The organism is Cupriavidus gilardii, from assembly GCF_017598945.1.
GTDB lineage: Bacteria > Pseudomonadota > Gammaproteobacteria > Burkholderiales > Burkholderiaceae > Cupriavidus > Cupriavidus gilardii_E.
Genome location: NZ_JAGFTW010000033.1, coordinates 15,012 through 31,903 on the forward strand (window position 1 = coordinate 15,012; position 16,892 = coordinate 31,903).

Here is a 16,892-nt window from a genome sequence, read left to right on the forward strand (position 1 = left end):
GTCGCCGGCGGGCGGAACTGCAGGTTTACCCGGATATGTCTGCCGCAGATAGCCCCGATGCCGCATCGGCGCTTGGCTGCCCCTCGGCGGCACGCGTAGATTCGGGGATTTTCGGGACTGGAGAAGATCGCGATGGACCGCCTGCAGATCGATGGCCGCATTCTGTTTCTTGCCGATTGCCCGCAGACGATCGAACGGCAGCTGCGCGGCGAGGCGCTGACGCCGGAGCAGGCCGGCGCGCTGCGCGACGATGTCTCGACCGACGAGATCACGCCGGTACCGATCCTGACCCATTTCGACGACAAGCTCGGGCGCTATCCCTATACCGGCCTGCGCGCGGGCGGGGCCCAGCCGATCGGGGTCGATGCGATCCGGCAGGGCGGCTTTGCCGTGACCGTGGCCGGCAACCGCTACGGCAAGGGCTCGTCGCGCGAGCACAGCCCCGCGGCCGAGAAGCTGGCCGGCATCCGCCTGGTGATTGCCCGCAGCTTCGAACGGATCTATCGGCAGAATGCCGACAACATCGGGCTGCTGACCTCGACCGACTTCGGCCTGATTCCGCGCTTGCTGGCCGGCGAGGCGATCCCGCTCGACGAATTGCTGGCCGGCCGCGATGCGCTGGCCGCGCAGATCCTGCGCGAGGGCGGACTGCTGCGCTTCGGCCAGCGGCATCTGCGGGGCCTCGACAAGGACCCTGCGCCGCGGGGGCAAGCCGCGCGGCAACCGGTGGATCGTCCGCGTACGCTGTTCGAGAAGATCGTGGCCCGCCATGCGATCGCCACCGCCGTCACGCCGGCCGATCCGGCACCGGGCGACGGCATTTTCGTGCGCGCCGACTGGCGCTTCATCCACGAGTACTACACCGGCATGGCGGCCCATATGCTGCACGCCGCGCTGGGCCGGCCGCTGCCGCTGCACGAGCCCGAGCGCGTCGTCGTCTTCGAGGACCACACCTCGTATGTCCAGCAAAGTCCCGCCCATGTGCGCGGCGGCCTCGTGCAGAACGTCGTGCAGATGCGCGATGCGCAGCGGCGTTTCGTCGCCGACTACGCGCTTCGCTTGCATCGGACGCTGACCGAGGACGAGGCCCTGCGCGACGACGGCAGCAATGTCGCCGGCATTTCGCACGCGATGATGGCCGAGCATTACGCGCTGCCGGGCCAGCTGGTGGTTGGCACCGACTCGCACACGCCGCACAGCGGCGCGCTCGGCTGCGTGGCGTTCGGCGTGGGCACCACCGACATGGCCAATGCGTTCGTGACGGGCGCGGTGCGCATGACGTTGCCCGCCGCCTTGCGTATCGTGCTGGACGGCGCGCTGGCGGCGGGCGTGACCGCCAAGGACGTGGTGCTGCATCTGCTCGCCTTGCCCGCGATTCGCGGCGGCGCGGGCGTCGGCAAGGTGTTCGAGTTCACCGGTCCGGTGGTGTCGTCGCTGTCGACCGACGAACGCGCGACGCTGACCAATATGTGCGCCGAACTCGGCGGCTTCACCGGCATCGTCGCACCCGACGAGGAAACGGTGCGCTTCCTGAAGGCCAGGCGCGGCGTCGATTTCACGATCGAGCCGTGGATGCGCAGCGACGAGGGCGCCAGCTATGCCGCGACGATCGAGGTCGATTGCCGCGCTCTCGCGCCGATGGTGGCGCGGCCCGGCGATCCCGGCAACGGTCTCGCGCTGTCCGAACTGAACGAGCCAGTGCGGATCGACATCGCTTACGGCGGCTCGTGCACGGCCGGCAAACGCGAGGATTTCGACCACTATCACGCGGTGCTGCGCTGGGCCGCCGAGCGCGGATTGCGCGTGCCGGACGGCGTCACGCTGTATCTGCAGTTCGGCACCACCGCGGTGCGCGACTACTGCATCGCGCAGGGCTACCTCGATGCCTTCGACGCGGTCGGCGCGACGATCCTGCAGCCTTCCTGCGGCGCCTGCGCGAACTGCGGGCCGGGCTCGTCGACGGCGGCCGAGCAGGTCACGGTCAGCTCGATCAATCGCAATTTCCCCGGCCGCTCGGGCCCGGGACAGGTGTGGCTGGCCAGTCCGCCGACGGTCGCGGCGAGCGCGATTGCAGGGCGGCTGCTGTCGTTCGACGATCTGCGTGCGCAATGGGAACGCGGCGATTCGCCGCGTGCGGCGGCGCCGGCTACGGCGTGATGCGGTAGCCGGCCCGAGCGTTCCGCATCAGGCCGCGGCGCGCTCGCTGTCCGCGACAGCCCCACCGCCGGCAGTGCGACCGCGGTAGCGCGCCATCAGCTCGGCCCGGCGCTCGGCCGCCTTGCGCATGCTGGCTTCCTTTACCGGTCCGAAGCCGCGGATATCGTCGGGCAGCGTCGCCAACGCCAGCGCCGCGTCGATGCGGTCGGCATTCAGGCTGCGGGCGAACTCGTCGACCATCGCCAGATACTCGTCCACCAGCCGCCGTTCCTCGCGGCGCTCCGCCGTGCGGCCGAAGGGATCGAGCGGCGTGCCGCGCAGTCCCTTGAGCCTGGCCAGCAGCCTGAACAGCGTCATCGTGCGCGGACCGAAGCGGCGCTTGATGGGGCGGCCATTGCGCGTCTCGCCGGACAGCAGCGGCGGCGCCAGCCAGAAGTGCAGCTGATAGTCGCGGCCGGGCTCGCCGTCGAACTGCGCGCGCAGCTTGTCGAGGAAGGCCGGATCGGCGTACAGCCGCGCGACCTCGTACTCGTCCTTGTAGGCCATCAGCTTGGCCAGGTTGCGCGCGACCGCCTCGGTCAGCGGCAGCTTGCGGTCCGCGCCCAGGGCCAGTTCCGCCTGCCGTACCTTGCCGACCGCGGCCAGGTAACGCGCGGCATAGGCGTCGTTCTGATAGGCACGCAGCAGCGCGGCACGGTCCTCGATCAAGCGGTCCAGCGTCTGCGGCAGCGCCACCACGTGCGTCGATGCAGCACCCGCCTCGCGCGGAGCCTTGTCATTGTCATCGAGCGTGGCGCGTACCGCCGTCTCGCCGTGATATGCAAGCGCGCGGCCCCAGGCAAACGCCAGCAGATTCTTCTGTACCGCGACGCCGTTCAGCGTGATCGCGCGCGTCAGCGCGGCCAGCGATAGCGGCACCCAGCCGCGTTGCCACGCGAAGCCCAGCAGCAGCGGGTTGGCGAAGATCGCGTCGCCGAGCAGCCTGACCGCCCACGCGTTCGCGTCGATGAAGGCGCAGGCCTCGCCGATGTTGTCGCGCAGGTCCTGCTCCGCCGACGCGCCGGGGAAGCGCCATTTCGGGTTGGCGATCAGGTCCGCGGTCGGCGTGCGCGCGCTGTTGATGGCCGCGGCCGTGATGTCGCGCCGGACCTTGGACAGCACCTCGGCCGAGGCCGACACGATCGCATCGCAGCCGATCACCAGCCGCGCCTCGCCGGTGGCCACGCGCGTGGCGTGCAGCCCCTGCGGCGTGGCGGCGATCTGCACATGGCTGAGCACCGCGCCGCCTTTCTGCGCGAGCCCCGCCATGTCGAGCACGGTGACGCCCTTCCCTTCGAGATGCGCGGCCATGCCGAGGATGCCGCCGATCGTCACCACGCCGGTGCCGCCCACGCCGGTCACGACGATGCCGTAGGCGCGCTCCAGCACGGGCAGCGTCGGCGAGGGCAGGGCGTCCAGATCGATGGCGCCTGCCTTCTTTCCGGTTTCCGTCCCCGCCGCCGCCGGCTTGCGCACCTGCGCGCCCTCGGCCGTCACGAAGCTCGGGCAAAAGCCGTTCAGGCAGGAAAAGTCCTTGTTGCACGATGACTGGTTGATCGCGCGCTTGGTGCCGAGCGGGGTCTCCAGCGGCTCGACCGACAGGCAGTTCGATTGCACCGAGCAGTCGCCGCAGCCCTCGCAGACCGCGTCGTTGATGAAGGCGCGCCGCGCCGGATCGGGATAGTCGCCGCGCTTGCGCCGGCGGCGCTTCTCGGTCGCGCAGGTCTGGTCGTAGATCAGCACGGTGACGCCCGGCGTATCGCGCAGGCGCCGCTGCACGTCGTCGAGTGCGTCGCGGTGATGCACGGCGATGCCGGCGGGCAGCCCGCCGCCGCCGGCGTACTTGTCGGGCTCGTCGGTCACGACGACGATCTCGCGCGCGCCTTCGGCCAGCACCTGATGCGCGATGCGCGGCACGGTCAGCACGCCGTCGACCGGCTGGCCGCCGGTCATCGCCACCGCGTCGTTGAACAACACCTTGTAGGTGATATTGGCCCTGGCCGCGATCGCCGCGCGGATCGCCAGCAGTCCCGAATGGAAGTAGGTGCCGTCGCCCAGATTGACGAACACGTGCTTCTCGTCGGTGAAATGCATCTGGCCGGTCCACGCCACACCTTCGCCCCCCATCTGGCTGAAGGTGTCGGTATTGCGGTCCATCCACATCGCCATGTAGTGGCAGCCGATGCCGGCCAGCGCGCGCGAGCCCTCGGGCACGCGCGTCGACGTGTTGTGCGGGCAGCCCGAACAGAACCACGGCTTGCGTTCGACCGACAGCCGTGGCCGGGACGCCTCGCGTTCCTTGGCCTCGATCAGCGCGACGCGCGCCGCGATGCGCGCGCGCACATCGTCGGGCAGATCGGCCTTGTCCAGGCGCCGCGCGATCGCCTTGGCGATGATCGCCGGCGACAGCTCGTAGTGCGCCGGCAGCAGCCAGCTGCCGCGCGGCACCGACCATTCGCCGCCTTCGTTGTCGCGCTCGTCGAACTTGCCGAACACGCGCGGGCGCACGTCGTCGCGCCAGTTGTACAGCTCTTCCTTCAGCGCGTATTCGAGGATCTGGCGCTTTTCCTCGACCACCAGGATCTCGTCGAGACCCGTGGCGAACTCGCGCGCGTCCTGTGCATCGAGCGGCCACACGCAGCCGACCTTCATCACGCGGATGCCGATGCGCGCGCAGGTGTCGTCGTCCAGCCCAAGATCGGTCAGCGCCTGCCGCACATCGAGATAGGCCTTGCCCGCGGTCATGATGCCGAAGCGGGCGCGCGGCGAATCGACGACCACGCGGTTCAGCTTGTTGGCGCGCACATAGGCCAGCGCCGCGTACCACTTGTGGTCCAGCAGCCGCGCTTCCTGCGCCAGCGGCGGGTCGGGCCAGCGGATATTGAGCCCGCCTTCCGGCATCGTGAAGTCCTGCGGCAGCACGACCTGTACGCGGTCCGGATCGATCTCGACCGAGGCGCTCGATTCGACCACGTCGGTGACGCACTTCATCGCCACCCACAGGCCCGAATAGCGGCTCATCGCCCAGCCGTGCAGTCCATAGTCGAGGTATTCCTGCACGGTGGACGGGTAGAGCACCGGAATGCCGGCCGCGATCAGCACGTGCTCGGATTGGTGCGCCACCGACGAGGACTTGGCGGCATGATCGTCGCCGGCCACCAGCAGCACGCCGCCATGCGGCGCGGAGCCGGCGGAGTTGGCGTGCTTGAGCACATCGATCGAGCGATCGACGCCCGGCCCTTTGCCGTACCACATCGAGAACACGCCGTCGCGCTTGGCGCCGGGGAACAGATTGACCTGCTGCGTGCCCCAGACGGCGGTGGCGGCCAGATCCTCGTTCAGCCCAGGCTGGAACACCACGTCGCTGCCGGCCAGATGCGTCTTTGCCTGCCACAGCGCCTGGTCCAGCCCGCCAAGCGGCGAGCCACGATAGCCGGACACGTATCCAGCCGTATTCAATCCCGCCGCGCGGTCGCGCGCCTTCTGCAGCATCGGCAGCCGCACCAGCGCCTGGGTGCCGCTCAGGTAGACGCGGCCTTTCTCCACGGTGTACTTGTCGTCGAGGCTGACGTTGGCCAGCGCGTCGGCGAGAGCCTGTTGCTGGGTGGGGGAAAGCGGGCTGTTCATGGGGGTGTCTCCGGCTTGTCGCGATCGCTGGCGATCCGCGGACCTATCGTTATCGTTTGCCGGACGAGTGTAGGAAAGCGCTTCGCTATCGTAAAATCACAAAATCGGAGCGCTGATATTTGGAAATCGCATGGCCGCACGTCCCCCTTCCCGCGTAGGTTCGCCGTCCCTGTCAGCCGGTATCGCCGGCTCGCCGACCGGCGACGCCAAGACGCGCCCGGCGCCGCTGGCGCGCGACATCACGCTGCGGCAGCTGCGCTATTTCCAGGCCGCCGCAGAAACCGGCCAGTTCTCGATGGCGGCGACGCGCGAGCACGTGTCGCAGTCGGCCATCACCAATGCGGTGCTGGCGCTGGAGCAGCGCCTGGCCGTGCGGCTGTTCGACCGGCTGCCGCACGGCGTGGCGCTGACGGCCGAAGGCCACCGGCTGCTGCAGCGGGTGGCCGGCATTCTGGACTCGGTCGAGGACATGCTGCGCGAACCCTCGCTGCAGGGGCCGAGTCAGCAGGGCACGGTGTCGTTCGCTGCCTCGTACACGGTGCTCGGCTATCTGCTGCCCGCCTTGCTGGCGCGCTTTCGTGCGCACTATCCCGACATCGTCTTCGACCTGCGCGACCTCGACCGCGTCGAGATCGAGGAGGCGGTGCTGTCCGGCGAGATCGAGCTCGGCGTGGTGTTGCTGTCCAACGTCGCGCGCCCGCAGCGCTTCGCGCATCGCACACTGATCCGCTCGCGCCGGCAGCTGTGGGCGCCCCCGGGCCATCCGCTGATGCAGGGCGGCGCGCCGACGCTGAAGGAGGTGGCGGGCTATCCGTACATCCTGCTGACCGTCGACGAGGGCGAGACCTCGACGCTGCGCTACTGGAAGAGCAAGCGGCTGTCGCCCGATATCGCGTTTCGCACCACCTCGATGGAAGCGCTGCGGGGGCTGGTCGCGCACGGCTTCGGCGTCACGGTGCTGTCCGACATGGTGTTCCGTCCGTGGTCGCTGGAGGGCAAGGAGATCGAGGTGCGGCCGCTGGCCGACGCGGTGCCCGACATGGAGGTCGGGCTGATCTGGCGGCGCGACGTGCCGCTGAGCGAGCCGGCGCAGCTGCTGCGGGACTTTCTGGTCTACGCTTGTGGAGCGCCGTGATGTCGCTTCGGCCCGCGCGTTCACGGCTTTGACATACCGGTCCGCTACGCTGGCGAGCCGCCCGGCCGCGGGCGAGGGCCGGCCGGCGTGTTGGCGTAGCGTGATGAAGCGTGAAGGAGCGTGAGATGACCCCGAGCGAAGAAGAACTGGTACGCCGCATCCATCGCGAGGTGGCGGACCACTACGATGAGGAATTCGAGCTCGCGCTCGAGGACGGCGACGCGCAGGCGTTGCTGAACTCCGAGTCGCTGCCCGGCGGCGCCGTCGACCGCGAATCGCGCCGGCACTATTTCAGCGAGCTGTTCCGCCTGCAGGGCGAGCTCGTCAAGCTGCAGAGCTGGGTGGTCGCCACCGGCCAGAAGATCGTGATCGTGTTCGAGGGGCGCGATGCCGCCGGCAAGGGCGGCGTGATCAAGCGCATCACGCAGCGGCTCAATCCGCGCGTGTGCCGCGTCGCCGCGCTGCCCGCGCCGAACGACCGCGAACGGACCCAGTGGTATTTCCAGCGCTATGTGTCGCATCTGCCGGCGGCCGGCGAGATCGTGCTGTTCGATCGCAGCTGGTACAACCGCGCCGGCGTCGAGCGTGTGATGGGCTTCTGCACCGACGATCAGTACGAGGAGTTCTTCCGCTCGGTGCCCGAGTTCGAGAAGATGCTGGTGCGCTCGGGCATCCGGCTGATCAAGTACTGGTTCTCGATCTCGGACGAGGAGCAGGAACTGCGCTTCCTGTCGCGCATCCACGACCCGCTCAAGCAGTGGAAACTTAGCCCGATGGATCTCGAATCGCGCCGCCGCTGGGAGGCCTATACCAAGGCCAAGGAAATCATGCTGGCGCGCACGCATATCCCCGAGGCGCGCTGGTGGGTCGTGCACGCGGACGACAAGAAGGTGGCGCGGCTCAATTGCATTCACCATCTGCTGACGCTGATTCCCTATCGCGAGATCGAGCAGCCGGAGATCGTGCTGCCGGAGCGCCAGCGCAGCGACGACTACGCGCGCCAGCCGGTGCCCGACGAGATGTGGGTGCCGCAGGTTTATTGAGCGCGGGTTTGGGGTGATGGCGGGCGCTGCAGCTCGGGGAACGCCTGCGGCAGCGTCAGCACCGTGCCCGTCAGCGTGGCATCGTAGCCGGGCAGCGCATCGACCCGTTCCCGAAATCCGCCGCTGGTCAGCGCCGCCACCGCATCGGCCAGCATCGGGCTCTGCAGCCGTTCGCGTTCGATCGCGAAGAAGTAGCGTTCCTTGAGCACCGGCACGAAGTCCAGCCCGAAGCGCCGCGCCGCGGTTTCGACACCGAAGCCGACATCGGCCATGCCGCTGCCGATATACGCGGCCACCGCGGCATGGGTGAATTCGCCGTTGCTGTAGCCATCGATGCGCCCCGGGTCGATGCCGCGCGCCCGCAGGATCAGATCGAGCAGCAGCCGCGTTCCCGATCCGACCTGGCGGTTGACGAAGCGCACCTCGGGCCGCAGCAGGTCGTCCAGCTGCGTGATGCCCTTCGGATTGCCGCGGGCGACGAACAGGCCCTGCGTGCGCACCGCCAGATGGATCAGGCAATGCCGCTCGGGATGCAGCCAGCCGGCAAAGCGCGCGAACGTCTCCGCCTCGAACTCGCCGATCGGCACATGGAAGCCCGCGATATCGCAGTCGCCGGCCGCCAGCGCGGCCACCGCTTCCAGGCTGCCGCAGTACTTCAGGTCATGGCGGACCTTGTGCTCGTCCAGAAAGTCGCGCAGCGCGGCCACCGCGAAGCCGTGGCTCGCATGCAGCCGCAGCGCGCTGACCGACGCGTCGAGCACCTTCTTCAATTCGATCTCCAGCTCCGACGCCAGGCTCTCCAGCGTCGGCGACAGCCGCGCGGCGATGCGCTTGCTGGCCCAGACGAGTTGCTGCGACAGTGGCGTCAGCACGCTGCCGCGGCCGCGGCGCTTGTCGATCAGCGGGCCGCCGAACAGCGACTGCGCATCTTCGAGCAGGCCCCAGGCATAGCGGTACGACAGCCCGATCGCCTCGCACGACTGGCGGATGCTGCCGGTGCGTTCGATCTGGGCGAGCAGCGTCACCAGCCGCGAGACATCGAGCGGCGCGGCCCCGTTGCTGTCGTCGCGCACCTGCAGGTGCGGGTGGATGGCGATCCTTAACATAGGCGAAAAATAGCATATTGCCGCTGCGGCGCGGGCTGCCTATAGTCCCGGCATGGAAAAAAACCCGGGAATTGGGCGCCAAACGGCGTGCAAGATGGCCGGGATGGAGTCCCGACAATATGCAAAAAATAGCCTATTTGGAAGGCGCGACCACCGAGACGCCGATGGCGCAGGCCAAGGCCGCCCCGGAATCGGCGACCGACGCCGCCGAGCGCATCGCCGCCATCCTGCGCGCCCGCCAGCAACAGCCCGGCGCCTTGCTGCCGATCCTGCACGACATCCAGGACGCGCTCGGCTTCGTTCCCGCCGATGCGGTGCCCGCCATCGCCCGCGCGCTGAACCTGTCGCGCGCCGAAGTCCATGGGGTCATCAGCTTCTATCACCATTTCCGTGACCAAGCCGCCGGGCGGCACGTGCTGCAACTGTGCCGTGCCGAGGCCTGCCAGGCGGTGGGCGCCGATGCGCTGGCCGAGCACGCGCAGCGCGAGCTGGGCTGCGGCTGGCACCAGACCACCGCGGACGGCGCGATCACGCTGGAGCCGGTCTACTGCCTGGGCCAGTGCGCGGTCGGGCCGGCGCTGATGGCCGGCACCGAGCTGCATGGCTGCGTGACACCGGCACGGCTCGACGCGTTGCTGACCGCGCTGCGGCAGGGCGATGCGCGACAGGAATCGGTCGTGGCAATGTCGGATGACGAGGTGGGCCGATGAGCGCGACGCCAATGTCGAGGTCGATGTCGATGGCCGCCGCGCCCGTGACGGTGTTCGTCCCGCGCGATTCCACCGCGCTGGCCATGGGCGCCGAAGCCGTGGCCCGTGCCATCGGCAGGGAAGCCGCGGCACGCGGCGAGGCCGTACAGATCGTGCGCAACGGCTCGCGCGGCATGTTCTGGCTCGAACCGCTGGTCGAGGTGCAGACGCCGGCCGGGCGCATCGCCTACGGGCCGGTCACTGCGGCCGACCTGCCCGCGCTGTTCGATGCCGGCTTCCTGCGCGGCGGCAACCATCCGCTGTGTCACGGCATGACCGAATCGATTCCCTTCCTGCGCGAGCAGGAGCGGTTGACTTTCGTCCGCATGGGCATCACCGATCCGCTGTCGCTCGACGACTATCTCGCGCACGGCGGCTATCGCGGACTGACCCGTGCGCTGTCGATGGGCGGCGCCGACATCGTGCGCGAGGTCACCGAGTCGGGCCTGCGCGGCCGCGGCGGCGCGGCGTTTCCGACCGGCATCAAGTGGAACACGGTGCTGAAGGCGGACAGCCCCGTCAAATACGTGGTCTGCAACGCCGACGAAGGCGACTCGGGCACGTTCTCCGACCGCATGGTGATGGAAGGCGATCCCTTCATGCTGATCGAGGGCATGACGATCGCGGGGCTGGCGGTCGGCGCCGAGCAGGGCTACGTCTACGTGCGCTCGGAATATCCGCATGCGATCGCGGTGCTGGAGCAGGCCATCGCCTTCGCTACCCAGGCCGGATGGCTTGGCGACGATATCCGCGGCAGCGGCCGGCGCTTCATGCTGGAGGTGCGCAAGGGAGCGGGCGCCTATGTCTGCGGCGAGGAAACCGCGCTGCTCGAAAGCCTCGAAGGGCGCCGCGGCATGGTACGCGCCAAGCCGCCGCTGCCGGCGATCCAGGGCCTGTTCGGCCGGCCCACGATCATCAATAACGTGATCTCGCTGGCGACCGTGCCGGTGATCCTGGCCGAGGGCGCGCAGCACTATCGCGACTTCGGCATGGGCCGCTCGCGCGGCACGCTGCCGTTCCAGCTGGCCGGCAATATCGCGCGCGGCGGACTGGTCGAGAAGGCGTTCGGCGTCACGCTGCGCGAATTGCTGTTCGACTACGGCGGCGGCGCGCGCAGCGGCCGGCCCCTGCGCGCGGTGCAGGTCGGCGGCCCGCTCGGCGCCTATCTGAACGAATCGCGCTGGGACGTGCCGCTCGACTACGAAGCCTATGCCGCGGTCGGCGGCGTGGTGGGCCACGGCGGCATCGTCGCCTTCGACGACACCGTGGACATGGCCAGGCAGGCGCGCTATGCGATGGAATTCTGTGCGGTCGAGTCCTGCGGCAAATGCACGCCGTGCCGGATCGGCTCGACCCGCGGCGTCGAGGTCATCGACAAGCTGATGGCCCAGCCCGACCCCGCGCAGCGCACGCAGCAGGTGCGGCTGGTGCGCGATCTGTGCGACACCATGCTGCACGGCTCGCTTTGCGCGATGGGGGGCATGACGCCGTATCCGGTGCTGTCGGCGCTCGACGGCTTCCCCGAGGACTTCGGCCTTCCGGCGCTGCCGGCGCGCGCCGCATGAACACGACAAGCACCTCGCCCAATCACCGACCCCGCGGAGTCTGACCTTGCACCCCCAACACGATATCGATTACGGCACGCCGCGGCGCGGGGCCGAACAAACCGTCACGCTGGAGATCGACGGCATCGCCGTCACCGTGCCCGCGGGCACTTCGCTGATGCGCGCCGCGGTCGAGGCCGGCGTCCATGTGCCCAAGCTGTGCGCCACCGACAGCCTCGAACCGTTCGGCTCGTGCCGGCTGTGCCTGGTCGAGATCGAAGGGCGGCGCGGCTATCCCGCGTCGTGCACGACGCCGGCCGAACCGGGCATGAAGGTGCGCACGCAGACCGGCAAGCTCGCCGAAATCCGTCGCGGCGTGATGGAACTCTATATCTCCGACCATCCGCTCGATTGCCTGACCTGTCCGACCAACGGCAACTGCGAGCTGCAGGACATGGCAGGCGCGGTCGGGCTGCGCGAGGTGCGCTACGACAGCGACGGGGCCAGCCATCTCGACGCGGTCAAGGACCAGTCGAATCCGTACTTCGAATACGACCCGTCGAAATGCATCGTCTGCAACCGGTGCGTGCGTGCCTGCGAGGAAACCCAGGGCACCTTCGCGCTGACCATCAGCGGCCGCGGCTTCGATTCGCGCGTAACCGCGGGGCAGGGCGAGTCGTTCATGGAATCGGACTGCGTGTCGTGCGGCGCCTGCGTGCAGGCCTGCCCGACCGCGACGCTGACCGAGACCTCGCTGATCCGCATGGGCCAGCCCGAGCACAGCGTGGTGACGACGTGCGCCTACTGCGGCGTCGGCTGTGCCTTCAAGGCCGAGATGAAGGGCAACGAGGTCGTGCGCATGGTGCCGTACAAGAACGGTCAGGCCAACGAGGGCCATGCCTGCGTCAAGGGCCGCTTCGCCTGGGGCTATGCCACGCACCAGGACCGCATCCTGAAGCCGATGATCCGCGCGAGCATCCAGGACCCGTGGCGCGAGGTGTCGTGGGAAGAGGCGATCGACTACGCGGCCACGCAGTTCCGCCGCATCCAGGAACAGCACGGCCGCGACGCGATCGGCGGCATCGTGTCGTCGCGCTGTACCAACGAGGAAGGCTATCTGGTGCAGAAGCTGGTGCGCGCGGCGTTCGGCAACAACAACGTCGATACCTGCGCGCGCGTCTGCCATTCGCCGACGGGCTATGGGCTGAAGCAGACGCTGGGCGAGTCCGCCGGCACGCAGACCTTCCGTTCGGTCGAGCGCTCCGACGTGATCCTGGTGATCGGCGCGAATCCGACCGACGGCCACCCCGTGTTCGGCTCGCGGCTGAAGAAGCGGTTGCGTGCCGGCGCGCGCCTGATCGTCATCGATCCGCGCCGCATCGATCTGGTTCAGTCGCCCCACGTGCGCGCCGACTATCACCTGCAGCTGCGTCCTGGCAGCAATGTCGCGGTGCTGACCGCGATGGCGCATGTGATCGTCACCGAAGGGCTGCTGAACGAGGCGTTTATCGCCGAGCGCTGCGAGGGCAAGGCCTTCGCACAGTGGCGCGAATTTGTCGCGCGGCCGGAGAACTCGCCGGAGGCGATGGCCGAGGTCACCGGCGTGCCGGCCGACCAGTTGCGCGGCGCCGCGCGCTTGTACGCGACCGGCGGCAATGCCGCGATCTACTACGGGCTCGGCGTCACCGAGCACGCGCAGGGTTCGACCGCGGTGATGGCGATCGCCAACCTGGCGATGGCGACCGGCAATATCGGCCGCGAGGGTGTGGGCGTCAATCCGCTGCGCGGGCAGAACAATGTGCAGGGGTCCTGCGATATCGGCTCGTTCCCGCACGAGTTGCCGGGCTATCGCCATGTCTCCGATTCGACCACGCGCGGCCTGTTCGAGCAGGCCTGGAACGTCGAGATCAGCCCCGAGCCCGGCCTGCGCATTCCCAACATGTTCGAAGCCGCGTTGGGAGGCAGCTTCAAGGGCCTGTACTGTCAGGGCGAGGACATCGTCCAGTCGGATCCGAACACGCAGCACGTGGCCGAGGCGCTGTCGTCGATGGAATGCATCGTGGTGCAGGACATCTTCCTGAACGAGACCGCGAAGTACGCGCACGTGTTCCTGCCGGGTTCCTCGTTCCTCGAGAAGGACGGCACCTTCACCAACGCCGAGCGCCGCATCTCGCGCGTGCGCAAGGTGATGCCGCCCAAGGCCGGCTATGCCGACTGGGAAGTCACGATGCTGCTGTCCAATGCGCTCGGCTATCCGATGGACTATCGGCATCCGTCCGAGATCATGGACGAGATCGCCCGGCTGACGCCGACCTTCGCCGGCGTGAGCTACGCGAAGCTCGACGAGCTCGGCAGCATCCAGTGGCCGTGCAACGCGCAGGCGCCGACGGGCACGCCGATCATGCACGTCGATACCTTCGTGCGCGGCCAGGGAAAATTCATCATCACGCAGTTCGTGCCGACCGAGGAGAAGGTCAACCGCCGCTTCCCGCTGATCCTGACCACGGGCCGCATCCTGTCGCAGTACAACGTCGGCGCACAGACCCGGCGGACCGACAACGTGCGCTGGCACGACGAGGATCGGCTCGAGATCCATCCGCACGACGCGCAGGAACGCGGCATCGCCGACGGCGACTGGGTCGGCATCGTCAGCCGCGCGGGCGAGACGGTGCTGCGCGCGCTGGTCAGCGAGCGGATGCAGCCGGGCGTGGTCTACACGACGTTCCACTTCCCGGAGTCGGGCGCCAACGTGATCACCACCGACAACTCGGACTGGGCCACCAACTGCCCGGAGTACAAGGTCACCGCAGTGCAGGTGCTGCCGGTCGCGCAGCCGTCGGAATGGCAGCGGCGCTATCAGGACTTTCACATCGAGCAATTGCGGCTGCTGCGGGCGGCCGGCGCAGTCGCGGAAGGCGAGAAGGCGGAGGCAGGCCATGCTGGTCTGTGAGCGCGGCGCGGTCGCGCGCGGCGATCGCGGGCTGCACGACGACAGCGAGCGCGATGTGCCGATGCCGTACGCCACCGTCGAAGTCGCGCGCTGGCATCAGCAGGAGCAAGGCGGCACGGGCGACGAGATGGCGCTTGCCTTCGACGATCTCGCCGAGGAAGTCCCCATCGCGCTCGAATACAACGGCATCTCGCATGCGGTGATGCTGGCCACGCCGACCGACCTCGAGGACTTCGCGCTCGGCTTCAGCCTGACGGAAGGCATCGTCGCCAGCGCGCGCGAGGTGTTCGAGATCGACACGCAGGTCGGCGAACAAGGGATCGCGATGCAGCTGCGCATCGCCGGCGACGCGTTCGCGCGAATGAAGACGCGACGTCGCGCCATGACGGGCCGCACGGGTTGCGGGCTATGCGGCGTCGAGTCGCTGTCGCAGCTGGCGCGCACGCCGGCGCCGGTCGCCAGTGTGGCCCGCTTCGACGGTGCAGCATTGCATGCCGGCTTCGCCGAGCTGCAGCGGCGCCAGGCGCTGCTGCGCCATACCGGCGCGACGCATGCCGCCGCGTGGCTGCGCGCCGACGGCAGCGTGGCCCTTGTGCGCGAAGACGTCGGCCGCCACAACGCGCTGGACAAGCTGATCGGCGCGCTGGCCCGCAGCGGCGAGCCGGTCGCCGACGGCGCGGCGCTGGTCACGAGCCGCGCCAGCTACGAGATGGTGGTCAAGGCCGCCAGCGCCGGCATCGGCGTACTGGCCGCCGTCTCCGGTCCCACCGCGATGGCGGTCCGGCTGGCCGAACAGGCCGGCGTCACGCTGGCCGGCTTCGTCCGCCCCGGCCGTCATGTCGTCTACACCCATTCCGCGCGGCTGCTGCCGCCACGCTGCTGATCATGAACCTCGACAACCTGGTCAAGATGGCCAACCAGATCGGTACCTTCTTCTCCGCCATGCCCGACCGCGACGAGGCGCTGGCCGACATCGCCACCCACCTGCGCCGCTTCTGGGCCCCGCCGATGCGCCGGGCCTTGCTCGAAGGGGTGGACAACGGGCAGGCGGATGCGGTCGCGCCGATCGTGCGCGCGGCGCTGGAGCGGCATCGGGGGCAGTTGTAGGGAGTAGCCTCAAGCGGCCGCGTAGCGCGTCCCTACTTCACCCGCTGCAAAATCTCCAAAATCACCAGCGTAAAAACCGTAGCGAGCAGCGCCGTCGCTTCGCGACCCATGCCGGCGGCGACGCCGATGGCGGCGACCATCCAGATGCTGGCCGCGGTGGTCAGCCCCTTGATGCTTTCCTCGCTGTTGAGCTTGATGATCGCGCCGGCGCCGAGGAAGCCGATGCCGGAGGCGATGCCCTGCAGCACGCGGCTCATGTCGGCCAGCGGCACGCCGGCCTGCAGCGGCACCAGCACGAACATCGCCGAGCCGAGCGCGACCAGCATATGGGTGCGCAGGCCGGCGGCCTTGCCGGCGGCTTCGCGCTCGTAGCCGATGATCGCGCCGAGCAGCATCGCCATGCCGAGGCGGATCACGACCCGGGTCGCTTCCTCGATGTCGGGAATGTCGGCGAACTCGGTGCGCAGCGCGCCCAGCATGTCTGCCCAGATGCCATCCATCGTTGCCTCCCCCGAGAGTCCGCCGTCGTGGCGTTGTGTTGGGTTCCGGCGCAGGCGGAACCCGGCTGGCAGCAGCCTAGCATGGGCGCGCCGGGCGGCGCAGTCGGTTCGGCACTGACACGGCCCGACCGAAGGGGGAGTGCGAAGAGGGCTAACGCAGCCTCAGCGGCTCGAGCAGCGCGGCGTCGTACTGATGCCGGTCGATGCGGCCCAGTTCCAGCATGCGCAGCAGGATATAGGCCTGCCGCTGGCGGGCGCGGCGCGGATTGACGACCGGGTTGTTGGCCGACGGCGCCTTGGGCAGGCCGGCGAGCATCGCCGACTCGGCCAGCGTCAGTTCGGCCAGCGGCTTGCCGAAATAGGTGCGCGCCGCCTGCGCGAAGCCGTACGCTCCTTCGCCCAGATAGACCTTGTTCATGTACAGCTCGAGGATCTCGTCCTTGCTGAAGCGCGATTCGATCCGGTAGGCGAGCAGCGCCTCGTAGAGCTTGCGGGTATAGGTCTTTTCGCGCGACAGGAAGAAATTGCGGGCAACCTGCATCGTGATGGTCGACGCGCCCTGCGACAGGTCGTCGGACAGATTGGCCAGACCTGCGCGAATCACGCCGACATAGTCGATGCCGTCATGCAGGTAGAAGCGTTCGTCTTCGATGGCGACCACGGCTTGCGTCAGCGCGGGCGGCATCTTGTCCAGCGCGACATAGCCCGCTGTCTGGCGGAACGCCGAGATGGCGTCGAGCGGAGGGAGTTGCCGGCTGGCGACCACCACTGCCAGCGTGCCAAGCAGCACGCAGGTAGCCAGCACGAGGACGAACAAGCCGAGAAGATGCGACCAGAGACGTTTCATGGGCCGCTATTTTGCCAGTGTCGGGTGGCGGTGCCGTGATGGCGAGGTTGGGCGGTATCGGTGAGGGGGGCGCCGTTTGCCCTCTCCC

The 16,892-nt window shown here is 68.8% G+C and carries 12 protein-coding genes; 8 read left to right on the top strand and 4 right to left on the bottom strand.

Annotated features, from left to right (window positions below):
* Positions 1–132: 132 nt before the first annotated feature.
* Positions 133–2,157 carry an aconitase family protein gene (locus J5T34_RS11405; protein ID WP_208579840.1) on the top strand — a complete coding sequence of 675 codons (2,025 nt, stop codon included), beginning with the start codon at positions 133–135 and terminating at the stop codon, positions 2,155–2,157.
* Between the two features lie 27 nt (positions 2,158–2,184).
* On the opposite strand, the gene J5T34_RS11410 is transcribed toward J5T34_RS11405, so the two are convergent.
* Positions 2,185–5,823 (bottom strand): indolepyruvate ferredoxin oxidoreductase family protein, encoded by a 3,639-nt coding sequence (locus J5T34_RS11410; protein WP_208579841.1) that lies wholly within the window; start codon positions 5,821–5,823, stop codon positions 2,185–2,187.
* A gap of 226 nt (positions 5,824–6,049) precedes the next feature.
* Between J5T34_RS11410 and J5T34_RS11415 the strand changes: the two genes are divergently transcribed.
* Positions 6,050–6,958: a LysR substrate-binding domain-containing protein gene (locus J5T34_RS11415; RefSeq protein WP_208579864.1), complete on the top strand. Its 909-nt coding sequence runs from the start codon at positions 6,050–6,052 to the stop codon at positions 6,956–6,958.
* 125 nt (positions 6,959–7,083) lie between these two features.
* Complete coding sequence (gene ppk2 / locus J5T34_RS11420; RefSeq protein WP_174108392.1) at positions 7,084–8,001, top strand: polyphosphate kinase 2; 918 nt, start codon at positions 7,084–7,086, stop codon at positions 7,999–8,001.
* On the opposite strand, the gene J5T34_RS11425 is transcribed toward ppk2, so the two are convergent.
* Positions 7,995–9,107 carry a substrate-binding domain-containing protein gene (locus J5T34_RS11425; protein ID WP_208579842.1) on the bottom strand — a complete coding sequence of 371 codons (1,113 nt, stop codon included), beginning with the start codon at positions 9,105–9,107 and terminating at the stop codon, positions 7,995–7,997. The two genes, ppk2 and J5T34_RS11425, sit on opposite strands and share 7 nt — an antisense overlap.
* 164 nt (positions 9,108–9,271) lie before the next feature.
* Here J5T34_RS11425 and J5T34_RS11430 point away from each other — a divergent pair, with 164 nt between their 5' ends.
* The 5 genes from J5T34_RS11430 to J5T34_RS11450 all read left to right on the top strand — a co-directional run bounded on the left by J5T34_RS11430 (position 9,272) and on the right by J5T34_RS11450 (position 15,457).
* Positions 9,272–9,817 carry a formate dehydrogenase subunit gamma gene (locus J5T34_RS11430; RefSeq protein WP_208579865.1) on the top strand — a complete coding sequence of 182 codons (546 nt, stop codon included), beginning with the start codon at positions 9,272–9,274 and terminating at the stop codon, positions 9,815–9,817.
* Positions 9,814–11,421, top strand: a complete 1,608-nt coding sequence (locus J5T34_RS11435; RefSeq protein WP_244258844.1) for a formate dehydrogenase beta subunit — start codon at positions 9,814–9,816, stop codon at positions 11,419–11,421. Before J5T34_RS11430 ends, J5T34_RS11435 begins: the two co-directional genes overlap by 4 nt.
* 46 nt (positions 11,422–11,467) lie before the next feature.
* Positions 11,468–14,350, top strand: coding sequence for a formate dehydrogenase subunit alpha (fdhF, locus tag J5T34_RS11440; protein ID WP_208579843.1), 2,883 nt, complete (start codon positions 11,468–11,470; stop codon positions 14,348–14,350).
* A gap of 61 nt (positions 14,351–14,411) precedes the next feature.
* Positions 14,412–15,233 carry a formate dehydrogenase accessory sulfurtransferase FdhD gene (fdhD, locus tag J5T34_RS11445; protein WP_208579867.1) on the top strand — a complete coding sequence of 274 codons (822 nt, stop codon included), beginning with the start codon at positions 14,412–14,414 and terminating at the stop codon, positions 15,231–15,233.
* Between the two features lie 2 nt (positions 15,234–15,235).
* Positions 15,236–15,457: a formate dehydrogenase subunit delta gene (locus tag J5T34_RS11450; RefSeq protein WP_208579844.1), complete on the top strand. Its 222-nt coding sequence runs from the start codon at positions 15,236–15,238 to the stop codon at positions 15,455–15,457.
* Between the two features lie 32 nt (positions 15,458–15,489).
* Here the strand turns inward: J5T34_RS11450 and J5T34_RS11455 are convergent, their stop codons facing one another.
* Together J5T34_RS11455 and J5T34_RS11460 are read right to left on the bottom strand one after the other, a co-directional pair.
* A complete protein-coding gene (locus tag J5T34_RS11455; RefSeq protein ID WP_208579845.1) occupies positions 15,490–15,957 on the bottom strand; it encodes an MgtC/SapB family protein in 468 nt (155 codons plus the stop codon).
* A gap of 151 nt (positions 15,958–16,108) precedes the next feature.
* The gene (locus J5T34_RS11460) at positions 16,109–16,804 is read right to left on the bottom strand and encodes a transglycosylase domain-containing protein (protein WP_208579846.1); all 696 of its coding nucleotides are present in this window, start codon (positions 16,802–16,804) and stop codon (positions 16,109–16,111) included.
* Positions 16,805–16,892 lie beyond the last annotated feature (88 nt).